Genomic DNA, 18,551 nt, shown 5'->3' with positions numbered 1-18,551 from the left:
TGATAGTTTCAAGTTCAACAAAGCTGACGCCCGGAGGAGCCCACGTTGACCAGTCCCGTCCCGGCCGGCGCCGACCGGCGGATCTACATCGACAAGCAGAGCCCCAAGGCGTACCACGCGCTGGTGCAGACGTCCGAGGCGGTGCGCGCGGTCGCCGCCGACGCGGGCCTGGACCGGGTGCTGGTGGAACTGGTCAACCTCCGCGTGTCCCAGCTCAACGGCTGCGCCTACTGCCTGCACCTGCACACCCGGGCGGCGCTGCGGGCCGGCGACACCGCGCAGCGCCTCGGCGTGCTCGCCGCCTGGCGCGACACCGACCTCTTCACGCCCGCCGAGCGAGCCGCCCTGGCCCTCGCCGAGGCGACCACGGCCGCGGCCGACACCGCCGCCCAGGACACCGCCTACGCGGCGGCGCGGGACGTCCTCACCGAGGACCAGATATCCGCGGTGATCTGGGTGGCCGTCACCATCAACGCCTTCAACCGGGTCTCCGTCATGAGCCGGCACCGGGTGCGGGCCGAGCAGTGAACCGACGCGGGCGCACCCGCCCGTAGACCCCCTCGCGGCCCCGGGGCCGTCTCACGTCGCGGGGTGCCGTTCCCGGGCCGGGACCGGCAGGATGACGATCTGCTGGACGGCCCGGCTGAGGACCAGCACGCCCCCCGCGATCAGCAGGGCCCCGCACACCTCCGGCACGAGCCACCAGCCCGTCCGGATCCGCTCCCCGAACAGGAAGACGCCGAGGGCCAGGCTCACCACCGCGTCGCCGATGGTCAGCGCGGGCTGCGCGGCGGCCAGCGGGCCGGCCTGGAGCGCGTTCTCCAGCAGGATCACGGAAGCCGCCCCGGCCAGCGCGAAGCCGTACGTCTGCCACGACCGCAGGAACTCCGCGAAGCCGTGGTCGGCGAACGTGCCGGAGGCCGACTTCAGCAGGGCGGCGGTCAGGGCGTTGCCGGTCGCGGAGGCGGCCGCCAGCAGCGCGGCGCGCCGGGCCGGCGGACGGCCCCGGCCGGCCAGCAGGACGGCCGCGGCCATCGCGCCGAGGCACAGGCACAGGGCCGGGATCCAGCGGACGAGCCGGGCCTGGTCGGTGGCACCGTGCGGGGCGGCGGCGACGAGCAGGAAGGCGAGCCCGGCGACGCAGCCGCCCACCCCCCACCAGCCCCAGGGCGGCAGCCGCCGGTGCATCAGCGGGGCGGCGACGAGCAGTGCGAAGGGCAGCTCGAGGATGAAGAGCGGCTGGACCAGCGCGAGCGGGCCGTTGACCAGGGCGAGGCTCTGGAACACCGCGGCGCAGACGACACCGGCCATGCCGATCACCCAGGCCGGCCGGCGTGCCAGCTCCGCGACCAGCCGGATCCCGCTGCCCCGGGAGACGGACGCCGCCTTGCGCTGGAAGGCGGTGCCCACGGCGTTGCTCGCCGCTCCCGCGACGGCGAACGCCGCGGCCAGTTCGATCACGATCGTCTCCTGCCGGCGGGTCGGTCTCCCGGAGGAGTCAGGGACCCTCCCAGCCTACGGAAAGGGGCGCTCCCGCGCGGATCGGCCCGAGTCACCTCGCGCCGGGGCGCACCCGGACCCGCCGGCCGGCGCGCGGGGGGGGTCAGGCGGTGACCGGGTCCGCCGTGCGCAGCGCCGTGTCCGCCTGGCGCACGCGCCACTCCTCCACGGTGGCCTGCTGGCGCCGGGCCCGTTCCAGGAGAGTGTCGAGGCGGCCGGGGTCCAGGCGCTTGTCGGTGGTGGCGAGCCGCCGCAGGGTGAGCCACCCCGCGGCCTTGCCCTCGACCGCCAGCCGCATCGCCTCCAGTTCCAGGAGCGTGCTGAGCGGAGAACGCCGTACCAGACGGCCGTTCAGCTTCAGACGACCCACCTTCTCGGCCGTCCAGCCCGCGCAGACCTTCGCGCGCCGCACCGGCACGTCCAGGTCCCGCATGATGTCCAGCAGCGCCGCGCGGTCCTCGGCGATCTCCGCGGCGACCGGGCCGAGGGCCCTGCCGAGCGCGGAACCCCGGGTCGACCGCACCAGGTGGCCGATCCGCTGGGTACCCGCCGTGGCACCGGCGAGGTGGTCGTTGAGGTAGATGCCGAGCAGTTTCATGTCGGCGCCGCCCGTGCTCCGGGGGCCGGGTGTGGCGGGACGGTTCATCGCGCGCCTCCTTCGTGTGTGCCGTGGGGTCGTGGGTGCGGTGCGTCCGGCGGGACGTGATCGGCACCCCGGCGGCGATCGGGCCGTACGGGGTGCGAGAGGCCCAGGCGTACCTTGTGCACGCCGTCCGAGTAGTGCGCGAGCGGTGCGGTCGTGGGCGGCGGCAGCCCCGCCGCCCGGGTGAGGGTCTCCTCGACGGAGTCGAGCCGGGCCTCGCGCACCGGCCAGGGCGCGTGCTCCACGGGTGTCTCCCAGAGTGCGCCGAGCCGCCGGGTGAAGGCCCGCCACCGCGAGGTCAGCCACACGTCCCGGGTGCCGGGCCGGACCGGCTCACCCGGGCGGACGGCCACCTCGTAGGAAGGCCCGCCGCCCCGCCGGGCGCCGGCGTAGACCAGGGTGTCCCCGCGGCGCGTCACCTCCAGCCGGCCGGCGTGGTACGGCACCCCGACCGCGCGGGCGCCCAGCATCACCGGGGAGGACACCTCGATGGACAGGAACCACAGCCCGTCCCGGCCGCTCCGGTCGCGCACATAGGTCCGCAGATTGGTCTCGGGGAACGAGGGCAGCGCGAGCGGCAGCCCCGGCGGGCGCACGTCGGCCATGACGAACGGGGTGAGGCTCACCCACGCCGCGCCGTCGAAGGTGTCCACCACCAGACCGTCGGGCAGCAGCCGCTGGACCTCTTCGGGCGGGTACGCCCAGTGGACGAAGGTCTGGGTCAGCCAGCCGGCCCGCAACGCGGGCAGGCGCACGCGCTGCTCTGCTCCGTACGAGACCACGCGCACCGAATCCCCCGGGGGCCCGCGCCGAAACCCGGGGAGCGGGCCTGCCCGCCCGGGCGTCCGGTCAGGTGGCCCGGGTGCCGCCCCCGCGGCGGATCCGGCCGAGCAGGTCCCGGTGGTAGGCCGCGAGCTGTCCGGCGGGCACGGGGGCGGGGCTGCCGGTCAGCGTGTACCAGGTGTCGCTGCCGGAGTGCTGGACGACGACGCGCACGCTGTGGCCGTCGGAACTCAGGATGGTGGCGACGGTGAGGTCGCCGGTGATGACGCCGACCTCGTCGGTCATCGCACCGCCCGGGCCGGCGGTGACCCGGTCGACGTAACGGGTGATGGCGGGAGGGTTCTTCATGGGCGCAGGTTCGCACCGGCCCGCGCTCCCGGGACCGCACCGCGCGGGTGTCGCCGTCGTTCACACCCGGCTGGACGTCGCCGTGTCCCCCGACAGCCGCTGGGCGAGGTAGATCGGGACCACCGACAGCAGGACGAGGACGGCGGCCACGACGTTCACCACCGGCGCCTGCTGCGGCCGGGTCATGTTGCCGAAGATCCAGATGGGCAGGGTCTCGATGCCCGGCCCCGCGGTGAACGTGGTGACCACGATCTCGTCGAAGGACAGGGCGAAGGCGAGCAGGCCGCCGGCCAGCAGCGCGGAGCGGACCAGCGGGAAGGTGATGTCCACGAAGGCGCGGAAGCTGGTCGCGCCGAGGTCCATGGCCGCCTCCTCGTACGAGCCGGACGTACGGCGCAGCCGGGCCACCACGTTGTTGAAGACCACCACGATGCAGAAGGTGGCGTGCCCGACGATCACGGTGAACAGCCCCAGCCCCACGCCGAGCGGCTCCAGCACCGTGCTGAAGGCCGAGTTGAGGGCGATGCCCGTGACGATGCCGGGCAGCGCGATCGGCAGGACCACGATGAAGGACACCGCGTCCCGGCCGAAGAAGCGGTGCCGGGCCACGGCGAACGCGATCAGCGTCCCGAGGACCAGCGCGACGGCCGTCGCCCCCAGCCCCGCCTTCACCGACACCCACAGGGCCTCGCGGGCACCGGAGTTGTGCGCGGCCACCGACCACCAGCGCACGGTGAGGCCCGGCGGCGGCCAGCTCGCGCTGCGGTCCGGGTTGAGGGAGTTGACCAGGACGAGCAGCAGCGGGACGTAGATCACCGCGAAGCCGAGCCCGGCGCCGATGCGCAGGGCGATGCGGGCGGTGCGGCTGAGGTGCATGGCGCTCTTCCTCTTCGGCTTCCGACGGGTGTGCGGGCGGGTCACAGGCTGTTCAGGGCGCCGGTACGGCGGATCGCCAGCAGGTACAGGACGATGACGGCCACCGGCACGGTGCCGAGGGCGGCGGCCATGGGCAGGTTGAGTTCGATGTTGGAGTAGACGAGGTTGCCGATCAGCTGGGTCTTGCCGCCGACGATCTGCACGGTGATGTAGTCGCCGAGGCTGAGCGAGAAGGTGAACACCGACCCGGCGGCGACCGAGGGCAGCACCATGGGCAGGACGACCGAGCGGAAGGTGCGCCCCGGCCGGGCCCCGAGGTCGGCGGAGGCGTCGAGCAGGCCGGCCGGGAGCTGTTCCAGCGCCGTGTGGATCGGCAGGATCATGTACGGCAGCCAGAGGTAGGTCAGGGTGAGGACCGTGGCGGGCAGACCGTAGCCGGGGCCGCTCAGTCCGAACGGCGCGAGCATCCAGTCGGCGAGACCTCCCTCGGAGAGGATCAGCCGCCAGGCGTACACCTTGACCAGGTAACTCGCCCACAGCGGGGTGAGGATGCCCACGACGAGCAGCGGACGCCACCTCGGCCGGGCCACGCGCGCGGTGTAGAAGGCGACCGGGAAGGCGATCAGCGCGCACAGCGCGGTCACCGCGAGGGCCACCCCGACGCTGCGCAGGACGACCTGCCGGAAGACCGGTGTCGTGAACAGCGCGTGGAAGTTGTCCGTCGACCAGACCTTCACCACCTGGGAGGTGAAGGAGTCCGTCGTCCAGAAGGCGGAGACGAACAGCACCGCGAGCGAGCCGAGGTAGAGGACGGCGAGCCACAGCAGCGGGGCGGTGAGCAGGAGGGCCAGCCGCAGCCGGGGTCTGCGGTGCAGGGTTCCGGCGAGCCGCCGGACGGTGCCCCGGCCGGCGGCGGTCGGCAGATCGGTCGTCACGGCTCAGCCCTTGATCTCGGTCCAGGCCTGCACCCACTTGGCGTACGGGACGCAACGGACGTCCGTGCGGCCGTCGAGGCACTGCTCGATGGGCGTGTTCCAGAAGGCGATCTTCTTCCAGTAGCTCTCGTCGGCAGCGTGGTAGACCGTGCAGAAGTTCTTGTCGCTGGTCTCGGCGCACGCCTTGGAGTTGGCGGGAGCCTCGCCGAAGTACTCGGCGACCTGGGCGTTGACCTTGGGGGAGACGATCCAGTCCAGCCACTTGTAGGCGCAGTTGGGGTGCTTGGCCTTGGCGGAGACCATCCAGGTGTCCGACCAGCCGGTCGAACCCTCCTTCGGGACCAGCGCCTTGACCTTCGCGCCCTCGGATGCGGCGAGGTTGGCGATGACCTGCCAGGTCGTGCCGACGACCGAGTCCCCGCTCTTGAACGCGGAGACCTCCTTCAGGTAGTCGCTCCAGTACTCGCCGACGTTCGCGTTCTGCCGCTTCAGCAGTGCCACGGCCGCGTCGAACTGCTTCTGGTCGAGTGCGTAGGGGTCCTTGATCTTCAATCCGGGCTTGGTGGCCTTGAGGTACAGGGCGGCGTCGGCGATGTAGATCGGCGAGTCGTAGGCGGTGACGTGCCCCTTGTACCGGGAGGCGTCGTCGAAGACGGCGGACCAGGAGGTGGGCGCGGGCTTCACCTTCGCCGTGTCGTACATCAGCAGGTTGGCGCCCCGGCCGTGCGGGATGCCGTACATCTTGCCCTTCACGGAGTTCCAGGCACCGTTCTTCAACCCGCTGAAGACGTCCTTGTAGTTGGGGACCAGAGCGGTGTTGACGGGGGCCGCGTCACCGGAGGCGATCAGGCGCAGCGAGGCGTCGCCGGAGGCGGAGACGGCGTCGTACTCGCCGGTCTTCATCAGCTTGACCATCTCGTCCGAGCTGGCGGCGACCTTCGAGTGGACCTGGCACCCCGTCCGCTTCTCGAAGTCGGTGACCCAGTCCACCTTGGGGTCGTTGGAGCCGTCCTCGACGTAGCCGGCCCAGGCGACGAGGTTGACCTGGCCCTCCGTCCTGCCGAGCTTCGTGGGGGCCTTGAGGTCGGGCGGGTTGAGGCCGGTGGCGGAGGTGCCGCCGGAGCCGGAGGAGTCGCAGGCGGCGGCGAGCAGCAGCGCGGCGGCGCAGACGGCCGAGGCGCGCAGGGTACGGGTGAGACGCACGGCGTTCTCCAGGGGGGAGGGGGACGGGGTCAGGAGGGGAGCCGGACGGCGTGCCGGCGGTGCCACTGCAGGCGGACCCGGGTGCCGCGGTAGGCGGCGACGTCCGCGGAGGAGGTCTCCAGGTTCTGCTGGAGCGCGGTGAGCCGGCCGCCGCCGTCCAGGTCGACCAGGAAGCGGGTGGCGTCGCCGAGGTAGACGACCTCGGCGACGGTGCCGGTGGCCGTGGCGTGGCCGGGCTCGTCGGCCTCGGCGGCCTCCTTCAGGACGCGGATCTTCTCCGGACGGATGTTGTACGTGCCGGCGGAGCCGGTGATCCGGTGGGCCGCCTCGCCTTCGAGCAGGTTGGAGGTGCCGACGAAGGAGGCGACGAAGGGGGTCGCGGGGCGTTCGTAGATCTCCGCGGGGGTGCCGACCTGGGCGACGCGGCCCTGGTCGAAGACGGCGATCCGGTCGCTCATCGTCAGCGCCTCCTCCTGGTCGTGGGTGACGAAGACGAAGGTGATGCCCACCTCGCGCTGGATGGCCTTGAGTTCGACCTGCATCTGCTCGCGCAGCTTCAGGTCGAGCGCGCCGAGCGGCTCGTCGAGCAGCAGGACGCGGGGGCGGCCCACGAGCGCGCGGGCGAGCGCGACCCGCTGGCGCTGGCCGCCGGAGAGCTGGGCGGGCCGGCGCTGGCCGTAGCCTTCGAGGCGGACCTCGGCCAGCGCCTTGCGGGCGCGGACCAGGCGTTCCGCCTTGGGTATCCGGCGGATCCTCAGCCCGTAGGCGACGTTCTGTTCGACCGTCATGTGCGGAAACAGCGCGTAGTCCTGGAAGACGGTGTGCACGTCCCGCTCGAACGGGGCGAGGTCGGTGACCTCCTGCCCGGCGAGTTCGATCCGGCCGCGGTCGGGGGTCTCGAACCCGGCGACGAGCCGCAGCACCGTCGTCTTGCCGGAGCCGGACGGGCCGAGCATCGAGAAGAACTCGCCGTCCCGTATCTCCAGGTCGACGCCGTCGACGGCGGTGGTCCCGCCGAACGACTTGCGCAGGCCCTGGAGCCGGATCGCCATTCCCTCCATACGGGAACCTTTCTGGGGCGCTGAACGTTGATCGCAAACATATGAAGTCATAGGTCATAGCTCAAGGTCCCCTTAAGGTAAAGCTTGAGTCAACGCGCGAGGTGATGGCCGTGAGGCAGCACGAGACCGACGGAGGCGCCCGCAAGGCGGTCTTCAGCCCGGTGGACAGCCGGGCCCGCGTGGACGCCGTCGTCCGCCGCCTCGGCGACGCCATAGAGCTGGGCCTCCTCGCCGACGGCGAACAGCTCCCCGGCGAGAGCGAACTGGCCGGGCAGCTCGGCGTCTCCACGGTCACCTTGCGCGAGGCGCTCATGGCACTGCGGCAGCAGGGCCTGCTCACCACCCGCCGGGGCCGCGGCGGTGGCAGCTTCGTCTCCCTGCCCGAGGTCCCCGCGGACGACCGGCTCAGGGCGCGGCTGCGCGGCTGGAGCACCGAGGAACTGCGCGACCTCGGCGACCACTGGGCCGCCCTGTCCGGCGCCGCCGCCCGGCTCGCCGCCCAGCGCACCGAACCCGCGGACCTCCAGCCCCTGCGCCGTACGGCCGAGGAGCTGGCGCGCGCCGAGGACGCGGCGGCGCGCAGCCGGCTGTACGGGCGCTTCCACGTCGAGCTCGCCGCCGCCGCGCAGTCCGCCCGGCTCACCCGCGAACAGGTCGCCCTGCAGAGCGAGGTCGGCGCCCTGCTCTGCCTCGTCCTCGCAGACGACGCATGTCGTGAAGAAGTTGCGGACCGTCATCGCGCCGTCATCTGCGCCGTGCAAGATGGGGCCCACGAAACGGCCGGCACGCTGGCCGAGCGGTGCGTCAGGGAGTCGACGGCGCGGCTCGTCGCCGCGCGTCTGACCCTCTGACCGCGCCGCGTCCGGTTCCTCGTCCGCTGGAGGACACATGGGCGTCAGCGCCGGGCTCGCCACTGCCGTGACGCACCAGGAGGCGTGGGTGGCCGCGCGGGTGCGCGGCGCGCTGGAGGCCGTCTTCACGTCGGTCGCCGCCACCCGTGCCGACACCGCGGCCCTGCTGGAACGGGTGGCCGCCGAGGGGCGCCGGCCCGCCAGCCGTGACCTCGCCGCACTGCGCCCCGGTCTCCATCTGCGCCTCGACCGCGAGGAACTGGTCTCCGGCGCCGGCTTCGTCGCCGCCCCGGGCCTGCTGGCCGACGTGCCGGCCTGGCTGGAGTGGTGGCAGGCGGGCGCCGACGGCGCCGTACGCCCGCTCCTGCTCGATCTCGACCCCGGCCGGTCGGCCTACTCCGACTACACGCACTGGGACTGGTTCGCGCTGCCCCGGGACACCGGGCGCCGGGCCGTCGCCGGACCGTACGTGGACTACCTCTGCTCCGACGAGTACAGCCTCACCCTGTCCGAACCGGTGTGGAGCGAGGGGCGGTTCGCCGGGGTCGCCGCGGCCGACGTGTACCTGCGGCACTTCGAGGCGGCCGTGCTTCCGCTGCTGCGCCGCCTGTCCCGGCCGGCCCGCCTGGTGAACGCGCGCGGCCGGGTCGCCGCCTCCGCCGACCCCGCCCACCTGGCCGGCTCCCTGACCAAGGGCCCGGACTTCGGCGAACTCCTCACCGCCGGGCGGCCCGGCGGGTACGACGGCCTGCGGCTGGTGCCGTGCGAGGCCGTGCCGCTGGTGCTGGTCCTGGCCTGAGCGGGCTCCGGCCGGCCCCGCGCACGCGTGCGACCCCGGGCCGCCCGTGCCCGGGGTCCGTCGTGCGCTACGCGGAGGGTCAGGCCGCGAGGCGCTCCGCGAGCCGCTTGGCCTTGTCGGCCGCGGCCGCGTGGGCCTGGTCCCGGGAGGCCTCGTACAGCGGGATCAGCTCGGCCATCGCCGGGTTCTGCGGGGCCATGGTCAGCTCCGGGACGATGAAGTCCAGGTCCAGGCCCAAGGCGTCGGCGAGGACGGCCGTGAGGTAGTTCTGGACGTACTCGTACCCCTCGCGCGGGGTACCCGGCGCGTAGGAGCCGCCGCGGCTGGCGACGACGGTCACCGGGGTGCCCTTGGCGGACGGGGTCTCGCCCGCGGTGCGGCCGAACAGGATCACGTTGTCCAGCCAGGCCTTCAGGGTCGACGGGATCGTGTAGTTGTACATCGGAGCGCCGATCAGCACTGCGTCGGCCTGCTCCAGCTCCTCGATCAGCTTGACGCGCTCCGCGAAGACGGCGGCCTGCTCGGGCGAGTGCGCGGACGGGGGGACGAAGCCGGCGACGTGCGCCTCCGCCGAGAGGTGCGGCACGGGGTCGGCGGCAAGGTCGCGGTAGACGACCGTGCCGTCGGGGTGCTGCTCCTGCCAGTGCTTGCGGAAGGTCGCCGTCACGGCGCGGGAGGCCGACGCCTCGGTCGAGAACACGGACGAGTCGATGTGCAGCAGGGTGGGCATGCGGATTTCTCCTGAAATGGGGCAGGACGGCCGGGCGCCGAGGCGTCGGCTCACGTTTCGTTCAGAACTATGTTTAACACACTCACTTACTTTTCTTCAGCCCCCTACGGCGGGATAGTAAGCTGGGGGCATGGCGGCGGAGCAGAACCACGACAGCGCGGCGTGCAAACGGGTGGACGACGGCATCACCCGTGTCTTCCAGTTGCTCGGGAAACGCTGGAGCGGCCCGATCGTGGCCGTCCTCGTCGAACAGCCCGCGTACTTCGCCGACCTGCGCCGGGCCATCCCCGGCATCAGCGAGCGCATGCTCTCCGACCGGCTCGCCGAGCTCGGCGCGGCCGGCCTCGTCCTGCGCGAGGTCGACGAGGGCCCGCCGCTGCGGGTGTCCTACCGGCTGACCGAGTCCGGTGCCGCCCTGGAGCCTGCCCTGCGCAAACTGGCGGACTGGGCCAAGGCCTATCTGCCGGAGGCGTCGGGATGCACCGAGACGAACCTGGAACGTCCGGCGGGGGCACGGGGCTAGGGTCTTTCGTTTGGATCATGCCGGGCTCGCGGGGGCTCGGGGGAGTTCATCGGCGGCCGGCCCGGCCGTCTTGCGCGGTGACCGCCCGGGGAGTTTCCCGATGACCAGCCGGCGGCCGGGCGGCCGCACCCGCGTCAGTCGACCGGCCAGGTGTGCACCGGCGCGTTGAGGTGCATGTAGTCGATGTACACCTGGGTCATCCGGCGCAGCACCTCGTGCCGGCCGGCGTGCGTCGTGCCGGCGAGGTGACGGAACATCTCCTTCTGCCACACCGCACCATTGCGTGCCGTGACGCAGCGCTGCTCGATGACGCCGAGCAACGGCTCCCGCCACGCCGCGTCCATTCCCGAGAGCTCCAGCCCCTGGTGCGCGAGCGGCAGCAGCCGCCGCAGCACCAGTTCCGGCACCGGCACCTCACCCATCCCGGGCCAGTACAGCCGCGCGTCGATGCCGTGCCGCGCGGCGGCGTGCAGGTTGTCCCGGGCGGCCGAGAAGGACATCCGCGACCACACCGGTCGGTCCTCCTCCACCAGGGCCCGGGTGAGGCCGTAGTAGAAGGCGCCGTTGGCGAGGGTGTCGGCCACGGTCGGGCCGGCGGGCAGCACCCGGTTCTCCACCCGGATGTGCGGCAGGTCGTTCGCGACGGCGTAGACCGGCCGGTTCCAGCGGTAGATCGTGCCGTTGTGCAGGGTCAGCTCGGGCAGCTCGGGGACGTCGCCGCGGTCCAGCGTCTCCGCCGGGTCCTGCTCGTCGCACAGGGGCAGCAGGGCCGGGAAGTACCGCAGGTTCTCCTCGAACAGGTCGAAGACGCTGTTGATCCACCGCTCCCCGAACCACACCCGGGGCCGCACCCCCTGCACCTTGATCTCCTCCGGGCGGGTGTCGGTGGCCTGCTCGAACAGCGGAATACGCGTCTCGTGCCACAGCTCCTTGCCGAACAGGAAGGGGGAGTTGGCCGCGAGCGCCACCTGCACCCCGGAGATCGCCTGCGCCGCGTTCCAGTAGCCGGCGAAGTCCTCGGGGGACACCTGGAGATGAAACTGCGTGCTCGTGCACGCGGCCTCCGGGGTGATCGTGTCCGCGTAGGTGCGCAGCCGGTCGGCTCCGTCGATCTCGATGCGCAGGTCCTCGCCGCGGGCCGCGAAGACCTGGTCGTTGAGCAGGCGGTAGCGGGGGTTCTCCGACAGGGTGTCCTCGCCGATGTCCTCCTGCCGCAGCGTGGGCAGGATGCCGACCATGAGCAGGCGGGTGCCGAGCGAGCGGGCCCGCCGGTCGGCGTGGTTCAGCGCGGCCCGGATCTCCGACTCCCAGGCGTCCGGCCCGCCCGCCGTCAGCCGCCGGGGCGGCACGTTGATCTCCAGGTTGAACCGGCCCAGCTCGGTGGACCAGGCCGGGTCGGAGATCGCCTCCAGCACATCGCTGTTCCGCATCGCCGGCTCGGCGTCGTCGTCGACCAGGTTCAGCTCGATCTCCAGGCCGACCTGCGGCCGCTCCGACTCGAACCGTGCCTCGCGGAGCATCTGCGCGAAGGCGTCCAGGCACTCCTGCATCTTGATCCGGTACCGGCGGCGGTCCTCGCGGGTGAAGACGAGCGCCGGGACGTCACGCCCCATCGACCCTCCAGCGTCCCTCGTCGGACCTCTCCCCCCAGCGTGGCACCAGCGGCCGACGGCCACCATGCGGACGAGGGCCGAGGGCGGGGAACCCGGCCCGGCTTCGCAAGGGGACGCGGTGGATACGGCGCGGGTGTGCGTACGACGGGCGGCGGTTCCGGCTCGGCACCGCCGAGGCCGTGGGCCCGAGCGGGCGGGAGGCCGCTGCCGATCCGGGCGAGGCCACCGGACGACCCGCCGGGTCGGCGGCGGCCCCCGCCCCGTGGTGCGGCCGTGGAGCCGGCCGCTGCCGTGCCGTCGGCCCGCGCGCCTTCGCCCTCACGGATCCGCGCACCGCGAGGAGGTGCGCGGGTCCGTCGGTCAGGCGGTCTTGCGGGCCACGCCGCCGTAGAAGCCGATCTCCGCCGAGTGGGGCGGCGGCGGGGTGTCCGGGCGCCAGAAGGGCACCTGGGCCAGGCCCGGTTCGACGAGGTCGAAGCCCTCGAAGAACCGCTCCACCTCCGCGCGGGCGCGCAGGTTCAGGGAGGCGGTCGCGTTGGAGTACACGGCCTGCGCGTCGCTGCGGTCGGCGAAGTCGCCGGTGGCGTGCGAGAGCACCAGGAAACTGCCCGCGGGCAGCGCGTCGCGCAGGGTGGCGACGATCTCGGCGGGCCGCTCCTCGTCGGTGAGGAAGTGCAGGATGGCGACGAGGAGCAGGGCGACCGGCTGGTCGAAGTCGATCAGCTGGCGGACGTCGGGGTGGTCCAGGACGGACCGCGGCTGCCGCAGGTCGCCCAGGATGATGCGGGTCGTGCCGGACCGGCTGAGCAGGGCGTTGCCGTGCGCGGCCACGATCGGGTCGTTGTCGACGTAGGCCACGCGGACGTCCGGGGCCACCGACTGCGCGACCTCGTGCACGTTGGGCGAGGTGGGCAGCCCGGTGCCGATGTCCAGGATCTGGCGGACCCCGCTGCCCACGACGTACCGGACGGCGCGCTGCAGGAACGCCCGGTTGGCTCGCACACCGATCCGCGCCTCGGGTGCCGCGGCGGCGAGCCGGTCGCCGGCCTGCTGGTCCACCTCGTAGTTGTCCTTGCCGCCCAGCAGGTAGTCGTAGATCCGCGCGGGGTGCGGTTTGCTGGTGTCGATGTCCACGGCCTCGAAGCCGTCCTGTGTCACGCTGAGCTCCTCTCGACGACCGTCACGGCCCGGGTCCGCGCACGGCCGGGCACAGCTTCCCACATCAGCGCTCAACTCCCCTCACCGCGTCGGGAGTTCCCGCAGGTTGCCGGCACCGTGCGGGAGAGGGCCGCCGGTGCCGGACCCGCGCCGCGCGCGCCGGGGCCGGGCCGCGCGTGCGGCGCCTCACCCCGCCGGACCCTTCCGGCTGGCGCGTACGGGCCCGGCGCCGCAGGGTCGGAACAGGACCGGGCTCCCGGCACGTCCGCCGAGGGCGGACCCCACGGACCGGCACGCCGCCCTGCCGTGCGGCGGCGGCGGGCCGGTCCGGCGGGCGCGGGGAACGGTTAATCCATGCGCTCGGGCCGTTCCCCGCCCCGCCGGACACCCCACGCTCGCACCTCCGCTCGACCCCCCCGGTCACGCCCCCGCTCGCCCCCGGTCACGCGGCCCGCCCGAGCCGCCGCGTCACGCCGGCCGGCCGAGCCGTACCGGTGGAGACGTCCGCGGCAGCCCGACCGTGACGAACGCCCCCACGTGCGTGCCGTGACGGGCTTGCCCTTGGAAACCGATCGGTTTACGGTGAGGGGAAACAGATCGGTTTCCATTTGTGGAGAGAGACATGACGTCGATCAAGAACTCTGTCGCCCTGGTCACCGGCGGCAGCCGCGGACTGGGCAAGGCGCTGGTGGAGGAGCTGTACGCCCGCGGCGCCGCCAAGGTGTACGCCACGGCCCGCGACCCGCGCAGCGTCACGCACCCCGACGCCGTACCTCTCGCGCTGGAGGTCACCGACCCCGCGTCCGTCGCGGCGGCGGCGGCGCGGGCCGAGGACGTCACCGTCCTGGTCAACAACGCCGGCATCTCGGTCGGCGCCCACTCCTTCCTGGACGCCGGGCTCGAGGACGTGCGCCGGGAGTTCGAGACCAACTTCTACGGACCGCTGCTGGTCACCCGCGCCTTCGTGCCGGCCATCGAGCGCAACGGCGGCGGACACCTCCTCAACGTCCACTCCGTCCTGTCCTGGATCGGCATCGCCGGCTCGTACAGTGCCACCAAGGCGGCCCTGTGGTCGCAGACCAACTCGCTCCGCCTGGAGCTGAGGGACCGCGGCATCGGGGTCACCGGACTGCACGTCGGCTACGTCGACACCGACATGGCCGCACACGTGGACGGGCCCAAGTCCGCCCCCCGGGACGTCGCCGCGCTCGCCCTCGACGGCGTGGAGGCCGGGGCGTACGAGGTGCTGGCGGACGACATCAGCCGGCAGGTCAAGGCGGGCCTCTCCGGAGACCTGGCCGCGCTGTACCCCCAGCTGTCCGCCTAGGCCGCCGGGCCCCGGGTCCGGGCCGGCCCCGGGGCCCGGGGCGATTGTCAGTGGGTGCCCCTACGGTGAGGAGCAGTCGAGGACCTGCTGGAACGGCCGCGGGTCCGCCTGGGGGAGGGGTGTGCCATGTCCACGGCGTCCGCGGTGTCGACGACGTACCTGGAGCTGTCGCAGGAGGGCGACGGCGCCCACAAGTTCTACGAGGTCACCGTCGACGGACAGGTGGTGACGGTGCGGTACGGCAGGATCGGCGCGGCCGGACAGACGCAGACGACGACGTTCCCGACCGCGGAGAAGGCCCGGGCCGCCGCCGCGCGGAAGGTGGGGGAGAAGGTCCGCAAGGGATACGCCCCGGCGGTCCGGGGGCAGCGCGCGCCCCGCGCGGTGACCCGCCGTCAGGTGAGCTCCGCGCCGTCCACCGCCCGTGCCGTGGCCCCGGTCCTGTGGCGCTTCCGCACCGGCTCCGCCGCGTTCGGCATCCATGTCGACGACGACCGCTGCTGGGTGGGCAACCAGGCGGGCGACGTCTACACCCTGGACCACCAGGGCGCCGTCCTGGCCCGGTTCAGTCTGCCCGACGGGGTCAAGTGCCTGGTCGCGGACGACTTCTGGATCTACGCCGGCTGCGACGACGGCAAGGTCTACGACCTGTCCTCCAAACTTCCCTTCGCCGCCTACGACATCGCCGCCGACGTCGACATCTTCTGGCTGGACATCCACGAGGGCGTCCTGGACGTCTCCGACCGGGACGGCCGGCTCACCGTCATCGACCACGAGGACGAACACCAGTGGTCCCGGCGCAGCCAGGGCGAGCACGCCTGGATGGTCCGCGCCGACGACCGGGCCGTCTACCACGGCCACCACCGTGGCGTCACCGCCTACGCCCCCGACGGCGGCGGCGAGCTGTGGCACACGTCCACGAAGGGCGGCGTGCTCTTCGGCTGGCAGGAACAGGACGCGGTGTACGCGGGCACCGCGCACCGCGTGGTCCAGCGACTGTCGAAGGACACCGGCGCCATCGAGGCGACGTACGCGTGCGACAGCGCGGTGTACTCGTGCGCCACCTCGCCCGGTGGCCGGTTCGTGTTCGCCGGGGACGCGGCGTCGTCCGTCTACTGCTTCGACCGGGACGGCACACGCCTGTGGAAGCTCGGCACGGGCGGCGGCTCGGCGCTGTCGATGCAGTACCGCGACGGACGGCTGTACCTGGTCACCACCGACGGTTCGCTGGTGTGCGTCGACGCGAGCGAGGCGGCCGTCTCGGCGGCCCAGCAGGGCACGGTACCGGTGGTGCGGGACGTCAAGCTCGCCGCCGCGACGCCGACGTACGCCCCGGCCACGGCGGTCGCCGCGGTGGCCACGGTCGCCCAGGCACCCGCCGGCGCGGTGGTGGTCGAGTGCGTCCAGGAAAGCGGCCGACTGCGCGTCCACGTGGTCTCCGGCGGCTACGACCCCTCCTGGAACGTGCAGTTCCCGCGGGCGATACGCGAACCCGGCGCACGGTACGTGGTGGACGCCCTGCACCCGGCGGCGGGCGGCTTCTACCGCGTCCGCGGTGACATCCGGCGCCTGCTGTGACGCCGGGGCACCCGGCGGTGCCGCGGGGGAGACGGGGCAGCGGGTCCCGTCGAGGCCTCCAGGCGCTGCCGGTGCCCAGGCGGGGCGGCGGCCCGGTCCGCTGTCGTGGCGCGGGCACTGCGGCCCAAGGACGCCGCCGGGCGGGATCGGCTGCCGGCGCCGACTGCCGGTCCGACGCCTCGCGCACGACTCCTCCGGCCCGCCCGGCGCCCTCGCCGAGCGGCGCCGCACGACGACCGGGAAGGGGCGGCACGGGACGCGCCGCCCCTTCGGACACCGGCGGAGCGGGACGTGCCGCCCGGGCGCGGGCCCGGCACCATCGAGTACCGGGCGCGCGCGTCGGCCGCGCGCCGGGGTGTCAGGGGCGTGCCGGCGCCGCCCTGTCCAGGACGTCCCGGGCCGTGGGCAGCGCCTGGGCGCGGTCCTGAGGGACCACGCCGATGCGGGTGCGGCGGTCCAGGAGGTCGGACTCGTCCAGGGCGCCCTCGTGCCGCACCGCCCACAGCAGTTCGGCGCGGGTGACGGGATGGCCGGGGAGCACCGGCTCGGCCAGGGCGGGGTCCCGGGCGGCGAGGGCGTGGACCGCCACGGCCTCGGTGCCGTAGCGGCGGACCAGGCGGCGCGGTGCGGGCAGCGTGCGCAGGCGTTCGGGCGCGGCGGCGCCGATCAGGGGCAGCGCGGCCGTGGGGGAGGGAGCGGCGCGCAGGCCGCGGGCTCCGGCCGCCGCGTCCACGGCGTCCTGCGCCATCCGCCGGTAGGTGGTGAGCTTGCCGCCGACGACCGTGGTGACACCGTCGGGCGAGGTGAGCACCGCGTGCCGCCGTGAGATGTCGGACGTGCGGGGTGCCCCCTCGGGGCCGTCGTGGCCGGAGGTGTCCAGCAGCGGGCGCAGTCCGGCGAACGCGCCGACGACCTCGTCCCGGGACACGGGGGTGTCGAGGGCAGAGCCGAGCACGTCCAGGAGGAAGCCGATGTCGGTCTCGGGGACCTCCGGCACGTCCGGGACCGCGCCGTCGACCGGTTCGTCGGTGAGGCCGACGTAGACCCGGCCGTCCCCCTGGGGCAGGACCAGCACGAAGCGGTTGCTCTCCCCGGGGATCGGGATGTGCAGTCCGGCCGGCAGGGCGCCGAGCCGTTCGGAGCGCAGGACGAGGTGGGTGCCGCGGGAGGGCCGTATCCGGATGCCGTCGGTGAGGGCGCCCGCCCACACCCCGGTGGCGTTGATGACGGCGCGGGCCCTGATCTCGCCTTCCTCGCCGGTGAGTTCGTCGCGGATCCGGGCGCCCGCCCCGGTCAGCTCCCATGCCCGCACCCGGGTCAGCACCCGGGCGCCGTGCGCGGCGGCCGTCCGGGCCAGGGCGGTCACCAGACGGGCGTCGTCGGTCACCTTGCCGTCCCAGGAGAGCAGCCCGCCGCGCAGCCCGGCCGCGCGGACCGAGGGGGCGAGGTGCCGGGCCTCCGTCGCCGAGAGCCGGCGGGGCACGGGCAGCACCTGGCGCGGGGTCCGGGCGGCCAGCCGCAGCACGTCCCCGGCCCGGAGCCCGGCCCACGCCAGCGAGGCCTGGGCCCGGGACACCAGCGGGGTCAGCGGCAGCACGAACGGCTGGGCCGCCACCAGGTGCGGGGCCGTGCGGGTCATCAGCACCCCGCGCTCGACCGCGCTCTCGTGGGCCACGTCGAACTGCGCGGAGGCCAGGTAGCGCAGCCCGCCGTGGATGAGCTTGGAACTCCAGCGTGAGGTGCCGAAGGCCAGGTCGTGGGCGTCCACCGCGACGACGTCCAGTCCTCGGGCCGCCGCGTCCAGCGCGGCTCCGGCGCCCGTGGCGCCCAGTCCGACGACCAGGACGTCGACCGTCCGGCCGTCCGCGGCCTCGGCCAGTTCCCGGCCGCGCCGGTGTGCGCTCAGGGACGAGCCGGGCGCGGCCTCGGTGTGGCTCATGGCGTCAGGGTCCTCTCCAGGAGGGTGCGCAGCTCGGCGAGGAGCGCGGCGGAGTCCAGCTCCGGATCGTCCTCGTCGGCCATGGTGCGCAGGGACAGGGCGAAGGACTGCACGGTCAACAGCAGGACGCGCGCCTGCCGTTCGGTGTGGCCGGGCCGTACGGACCCGTCCGCGTGGCCCTCGCGCAGCGCGTCGGCCAGCAGCGCCAGCAGCGCCTCCTGGCTCGCGCCGCGCCGGTCGAGCACGTAGGGCAGGAGCAGTTCCGGATCGACGTCGACGATCTTGCGGAAGAGGGGGTGCGCGCGGAACGCCCCGACCCCGGCCACCAGTCCGTCCACGATCCGGGTGCGCGTGGCCGTGCCGGGCGTCGGCTCCGGTATGGCCCGGGTGGCCACGTCGATCCACTCCCGGGTCATCAGGTCGCCCACCAGGCTCCGCAGGTCCGGCCAGCGCCGGTACAGCGTCATCCGGGAGACGCCGGCGCGGCGGGCCACGTCGGCGAGCGTGGTGCGCCGTACGCCGACGGCCAGCACACAGTCGCGTACCGCGTCGAGCACGTGATCGTTGTCCGAGCCGCTGCCCGAACCGTTGTGACGAATGGGCGTCATGTGTCACAGTGTAACGCCCCGGCGCCGGCGGAGGCGGACGGGCCCCGCGGACGGCCGCCCGGCCGCGCGGACCGGG

General features: G+C 73.7%; 19 protein-coding genes. 6 read left to right on the top strand and 13 right to left on the bottom strand.

Features of this window, described 5'->3' with window-relative positions; all coding sequences use genetic code 11:
• Window positions 1-45: 45 nt before the first annotated feature.
• Window positions 46-528, top strand: a complete 483-nt coding sequence (locus tag LG395_RS15630; RefSeq protein WP_171150322.1) for a carboxymuconolactone decarboxylase family protein — start codon at window positions 46-48, stop codon at window positions 526-528.
• 51 nt (window positions 529-579) lie between these two features.
• On the opposite strand, the gene LG395_RS15625 is transcribed toward LG395_RS15630, so the two are convergent.
• The 8 genes from LG395_RS15625 to LG395_RS15590 all read right to left on the bottom strand — a co-directional run bounded on the left by LG395_RS15625 (window position 580) and on the right by LG395_RS15590 (window position 7,349).
• Window positions 580-1,461, bottom strand: coding sequence for a DMT family transporter (locus tag LG395_RS15625; protein ID WP_225810147.1), 882 nt, complete (start codon window positions 1,459-1,461; stop codon window positions 580-582).
• Window positions 1,462-1,603: 142 nt separating this feature from the next.
• Window positions 1,604-2,146, bottom strand: coding sequence for a hypothetical protein (locus LG395_RS15620; RefSeq protein ID WP_225810146.1), 543 nt, complete (start codon window positions 2,144-2,146; stop codon window positions 1,604-1,606).
• Window positions 2,143-2,925, bottom strand: a complete 783-nt coding sequence (locus tag LG395_RS15615) for a YqjF family protein (RefSeq protein ID WP_225810144.1) — start codon at window positions 2,923-2,925, stop codon at window positions 2,143-2,145. Before LG395_RS15615 ends, LG395_RS15620 begins: the two co-directional genes overlap by 4 nt.
• Before the next feature lie 67 nt (window positions 2,926-2,992).
• Window positions 2,993-3,274 (bottom strand): hypothetical protein, encoded by a 282-nt coding sequence (locus LG395_RS15610; protein WP_171150319.1) that lies wholly within the window; start codon window positions 3,272-3,274, stop codon window positions 2,993-2,995.
• A 60-nt stretch (window positions 3,275-3,334) separates the two neighbouring features.
• Window positions 3,335-4,150 (bottom strand): ABC transporter permease, encoded by an 816-nt coding sequence (locus LG395_RS15605; RefSeq protein WP_171150318.1) that lies wholly within the window; start codon window positions 4,148-4,150, stop codon window positions 3,335-3,337.
• A 41-nt stretch (window positions 4,151-4,191) separates the two neighbouring features.
• On the bottom strand, window positions 4,192-5,085 hold the full coding sequence (locus LG395_RS15600; RefSeq protein ID WP_225810143.1) for an ABC transporter permease: 894 nt from the start codon (window positions 5,083-5,085) through the stop codon (window positions 4,192-4,194).
• Between the two features lie 3 nt (window positions 5,086-5,088).
• On the bottom strand, window positions 5,089-6,288 hold the full coding sequence (locus LG395_RS15595; protein ID WP_225810141.1) for an ABC transporter substrate-binding protein: 1,200 nt from the start codon (window positions 6,286-6,288) through the stop codon (window positions 5,089-5,091).
• 29 nt (window positions 6,289-6,317) lie between these two features.
• The gene (locus tag LG395_RS15590) at window positions 6,318-7,349 is read right to left on the bottom strand and encodes an ABC transporter ATP-binding protein (protein ID WP_225810139.1); all 1,032 of its coding nucleotides are present in this window, start codon (window positions 7,347-7,349) and stop codon (window positions 6,318-6,320) included.
• A 110-nt stretch (window positions 7,350-7,459) separates the two neighbouring features.
• Here LG395_RS15590 and LG395_RS15585 point away from each other — a divergent pair, with 110 nt between their 5' ends.
• Window positions 7,460-8,200 (top strand): FadR/GntR family transcriptional regulator, encoded by a 741-nt coding sequence (locus LG395_RS15585; RefSeq protein ID WP_372463257.1) that lies wholly within the window; start codon window positions 7,460-7,462, stop codon window positions 8,198-8,200.
• A 37-nt stretch (window positions 8,201-8,237) separates the two neighbouring features.
• Complete coding sequence (locus tag LG395_RS15580) at window positions 8,238-8,999, top strand: cache domain-containing protein (RefSeq protein ID WP_171150313.1); 762 nt, start codon at window positions 8,238-8,240, stop codon at window positions 8,997-8,999.
• Window positions 9,000-9,078: 79 nt separating this feature from the next.
• On the opposite strand, the gene LG395_RS15575 is transcribed toward LG395_RS15580, so the two are convergent.
• The gene (locus LG395_RS15575) at window positions 9,079-9,729 is read right to left on the bottom strand and encodes an FMN-dependent NADH-azoreductase (RefSeq protein ID WP_171150312.1); all 651 of its coding nucleotides are present in this window, start codon (window positions 9,727-9,729) and stop codon (window positions 9,079-9,081) included.
• A 130-nt stretch (window positions 9,730-9,859) separates the two neighbouring features.
• Between LG395_RS15575 and LG395_RS15570 the strand changes: the two genes are divergently transcribed.
• On the top strand, window positions 9,860-10,252 hold the full coding sequence (locus LG395_RS15570) for a winged helix-turn-helix transcriptional regulator (RefSeq protein WP_171150311.1): 393 nt from the start codon (window positions 9,860-9,862) through the stop codon (window positions 10,250-10,252).
• A 134-nt stretch (window positions 10,253-10,386) separates the two neighbouring features.
• On the opposite strand, the gene LG395_RS15565 is transcribed toward LG395_RS15570, so the two are convergent.
• Together LG395_RS15565 and LG395_RS15560 are read right to left on the bottom strand one after the other, a co-directional pair.
• A complete protein-coding gene (locus tag LG395_RS15565) occupies window positions 10,387-11,865 on the bottom strand; it encodes a glutamate-cysteine ligase family protein (RefSeq protein ID WP_171150310.1) in 1,479 nt (492 codons plus the stop codon).
• Window positions 11,866-12,225: 360 nt separating this feature from the next.
• The gene (locus LG395_RS15560; RefSeq protein ID WP_225810137.1) at window positions 12,226-13,023 is read right to left on the bottom strand and encodes an SAM-dependent methyltransferase; all 798 of its coding nucleotides are present in this window, start codon (window positions 13,021-13,023) and stop codon (window positions 12,226-12,228) included.
• Window positions 13,024-13,645: 622 nt separating this feature from the next.
• Here LG395_RS15560 and LG395_RS15555 point away from each other — a divergent pair.
• Both LG395_RS15555 and LG395_RS15550 read left to right on the top strand, forming a co-directional pair.
• A complete protein-coding gene (locus LG395_RS15555) occupies window positions 13,646-14,350 on the top strand; it encodes an SDR family oxidoreductase (protein WP_225810136.1) in 705 nt (234 codons plus the stop codon).
• Window positions 14,351-14,476: 126 nt separating this feature from the next.
• Complete coding sequence (locus LG395_RS15550) at window positions 14,477-15,928, top strand: WGR domain-containing protein (RefSeq protein WP_225810134.1); 1,452 nt, start codon at window positions 14,477-14,479, stop codon at window positions 15,926-15,928.
• Between the two features lie 358 nt (window positions 15,929-16,286).
• On the opposite strand, the gene LG395_RS15545 is transcribed toward LG395_RS15550, so the two are convergent.
• Together LG395_RS15545 and LG395_RS15540 are read right to left on the bottom strand one after the other, a co-directional pair.
• Window positions 16,287-17,867: a glycerol-3-phosphate dehydrogenase/oxidase gene (locus LG395_RS15545; protein ID WP_225810133.1), complete on the bottom strand. Its 1,581-nt coding sequence runs from the start codon at window positions 17,865-17,867 to the stop codon at window positions 16,287-16,289.
• Entirely contained in the window at window positions 17,864-18,475 is a 612-nt protein-coding gene (locus LG395_RS15540; RefSeq protein ID WP_171150305.1) for a TetR/AcrR family transcriptional regulator, read from the bottom strand. Before LG395_RS15540 ends, LG395_RS15545 begins: the two co-directional genes overlap by 4 nt.
• Between the last annotated feature and the right edge of the window lie 76 nt (window positions 18,476-18,551).

It is taken from the genome of Streptomyces spinosus, from assembly GCF_020400655.1.
GTDB lineage: Bacteria > Actinomycetota > Actinomycetes > Streptomycetales > Streptomycetaceae > Streptomyces > Streptomyces argyrophylli.
The sequence above is the reverse complement of the archived record's forward strand: the minus strand, read 5'-3'. Positions and strand labels throughout refer to the sequence as shown.

Bases quoted from the DNA above. Each gene is read 5' to 3' on its own strand.
- LG395_RS15620 (WP_225810146.1), bottom strand. From the start codon at position 2,146: ATGAACCGTCCCGCCACACCCGGCCCCCGGAGCACGGGCGGCGCCGAC.
- LG395_RS15555 (WP_225810136.1), top strand. From the start codon at position 13,646: ATGACGTCGATCAAGAACTCTGTCGCCCTGGTCACCGGCGGCAGCCGC.
- LG395_RS15565 (WP_171150310.1), bottom strand. From the start codon at position 11,865: ATGGGGCGTGACGTCCCGGCGCTCGTCTTCACCCGCGAGGACCGCCGC.
- LG395_RS15575 (WP_171150312.1), bottom strand. From the start codon at position 9,729: ATGCCCACCCTGCTGCACATCGACTCGTCCGTGTTCTCGACCGAGGCG.
- LG395_RS15605 (WP_171150318.1), bottom strand. From the start codon at position 4,150: ATGCACCTCAGCCGCACCGCCCGCATCGCCCTGCGCATCGGCGCCGGG.
- LG395_RS15580 (WP_171150313.1), top strand. From the start codon at position 8,238: ATGGGCGTCAGCGCCGGGCTCGCCACTGCCGTGACGCACCAGGAGGCG.
- LG395_RS15545 (WP_225810133.1), bottom strand. From the start codon at position 17,867: ATGAGCCACACCGAGGCCGCGCCCGGCTCGTCCCTGAGCGCACACCGG.
- LG395_RS15540 (WP_171150305.1), bottom strand. From the start codon at position 18,475: ATGACGCCCATTCGTCACAACGGTTCGGGCAGCGGCTCGGACAACGAT.
- LG395_RS15590 (WP_225810139.1), bottom strand. From the start codon at position 7,349: ATGGAGGGAATGGCGATCCGGCTCCAGGGCCTGCGCAAGTCGTTCGGC.
- LG395_RS15610 (WP_171150319.1), bottom strand. From the start codon at position 3,274: ATGAAGAACCCTCCCGCCATCACCCGTTACGTCGACCGGGTCACCGCC.
- LG395_RS15570 (WP_171150311.1), top strand. From the start codon at position 9,860: ATGGCGGCGGAGCAGAACCACGACAGCGCGGCGTGCAAACGGGTGGAC.
- LG395_RS15550 (WP_225810134.1), top strand. From the start codon at position 14,477: ATGTCCACGGCGTCCGCGGTGTCGACGACGTACCTGGAGCTGTCGCAG.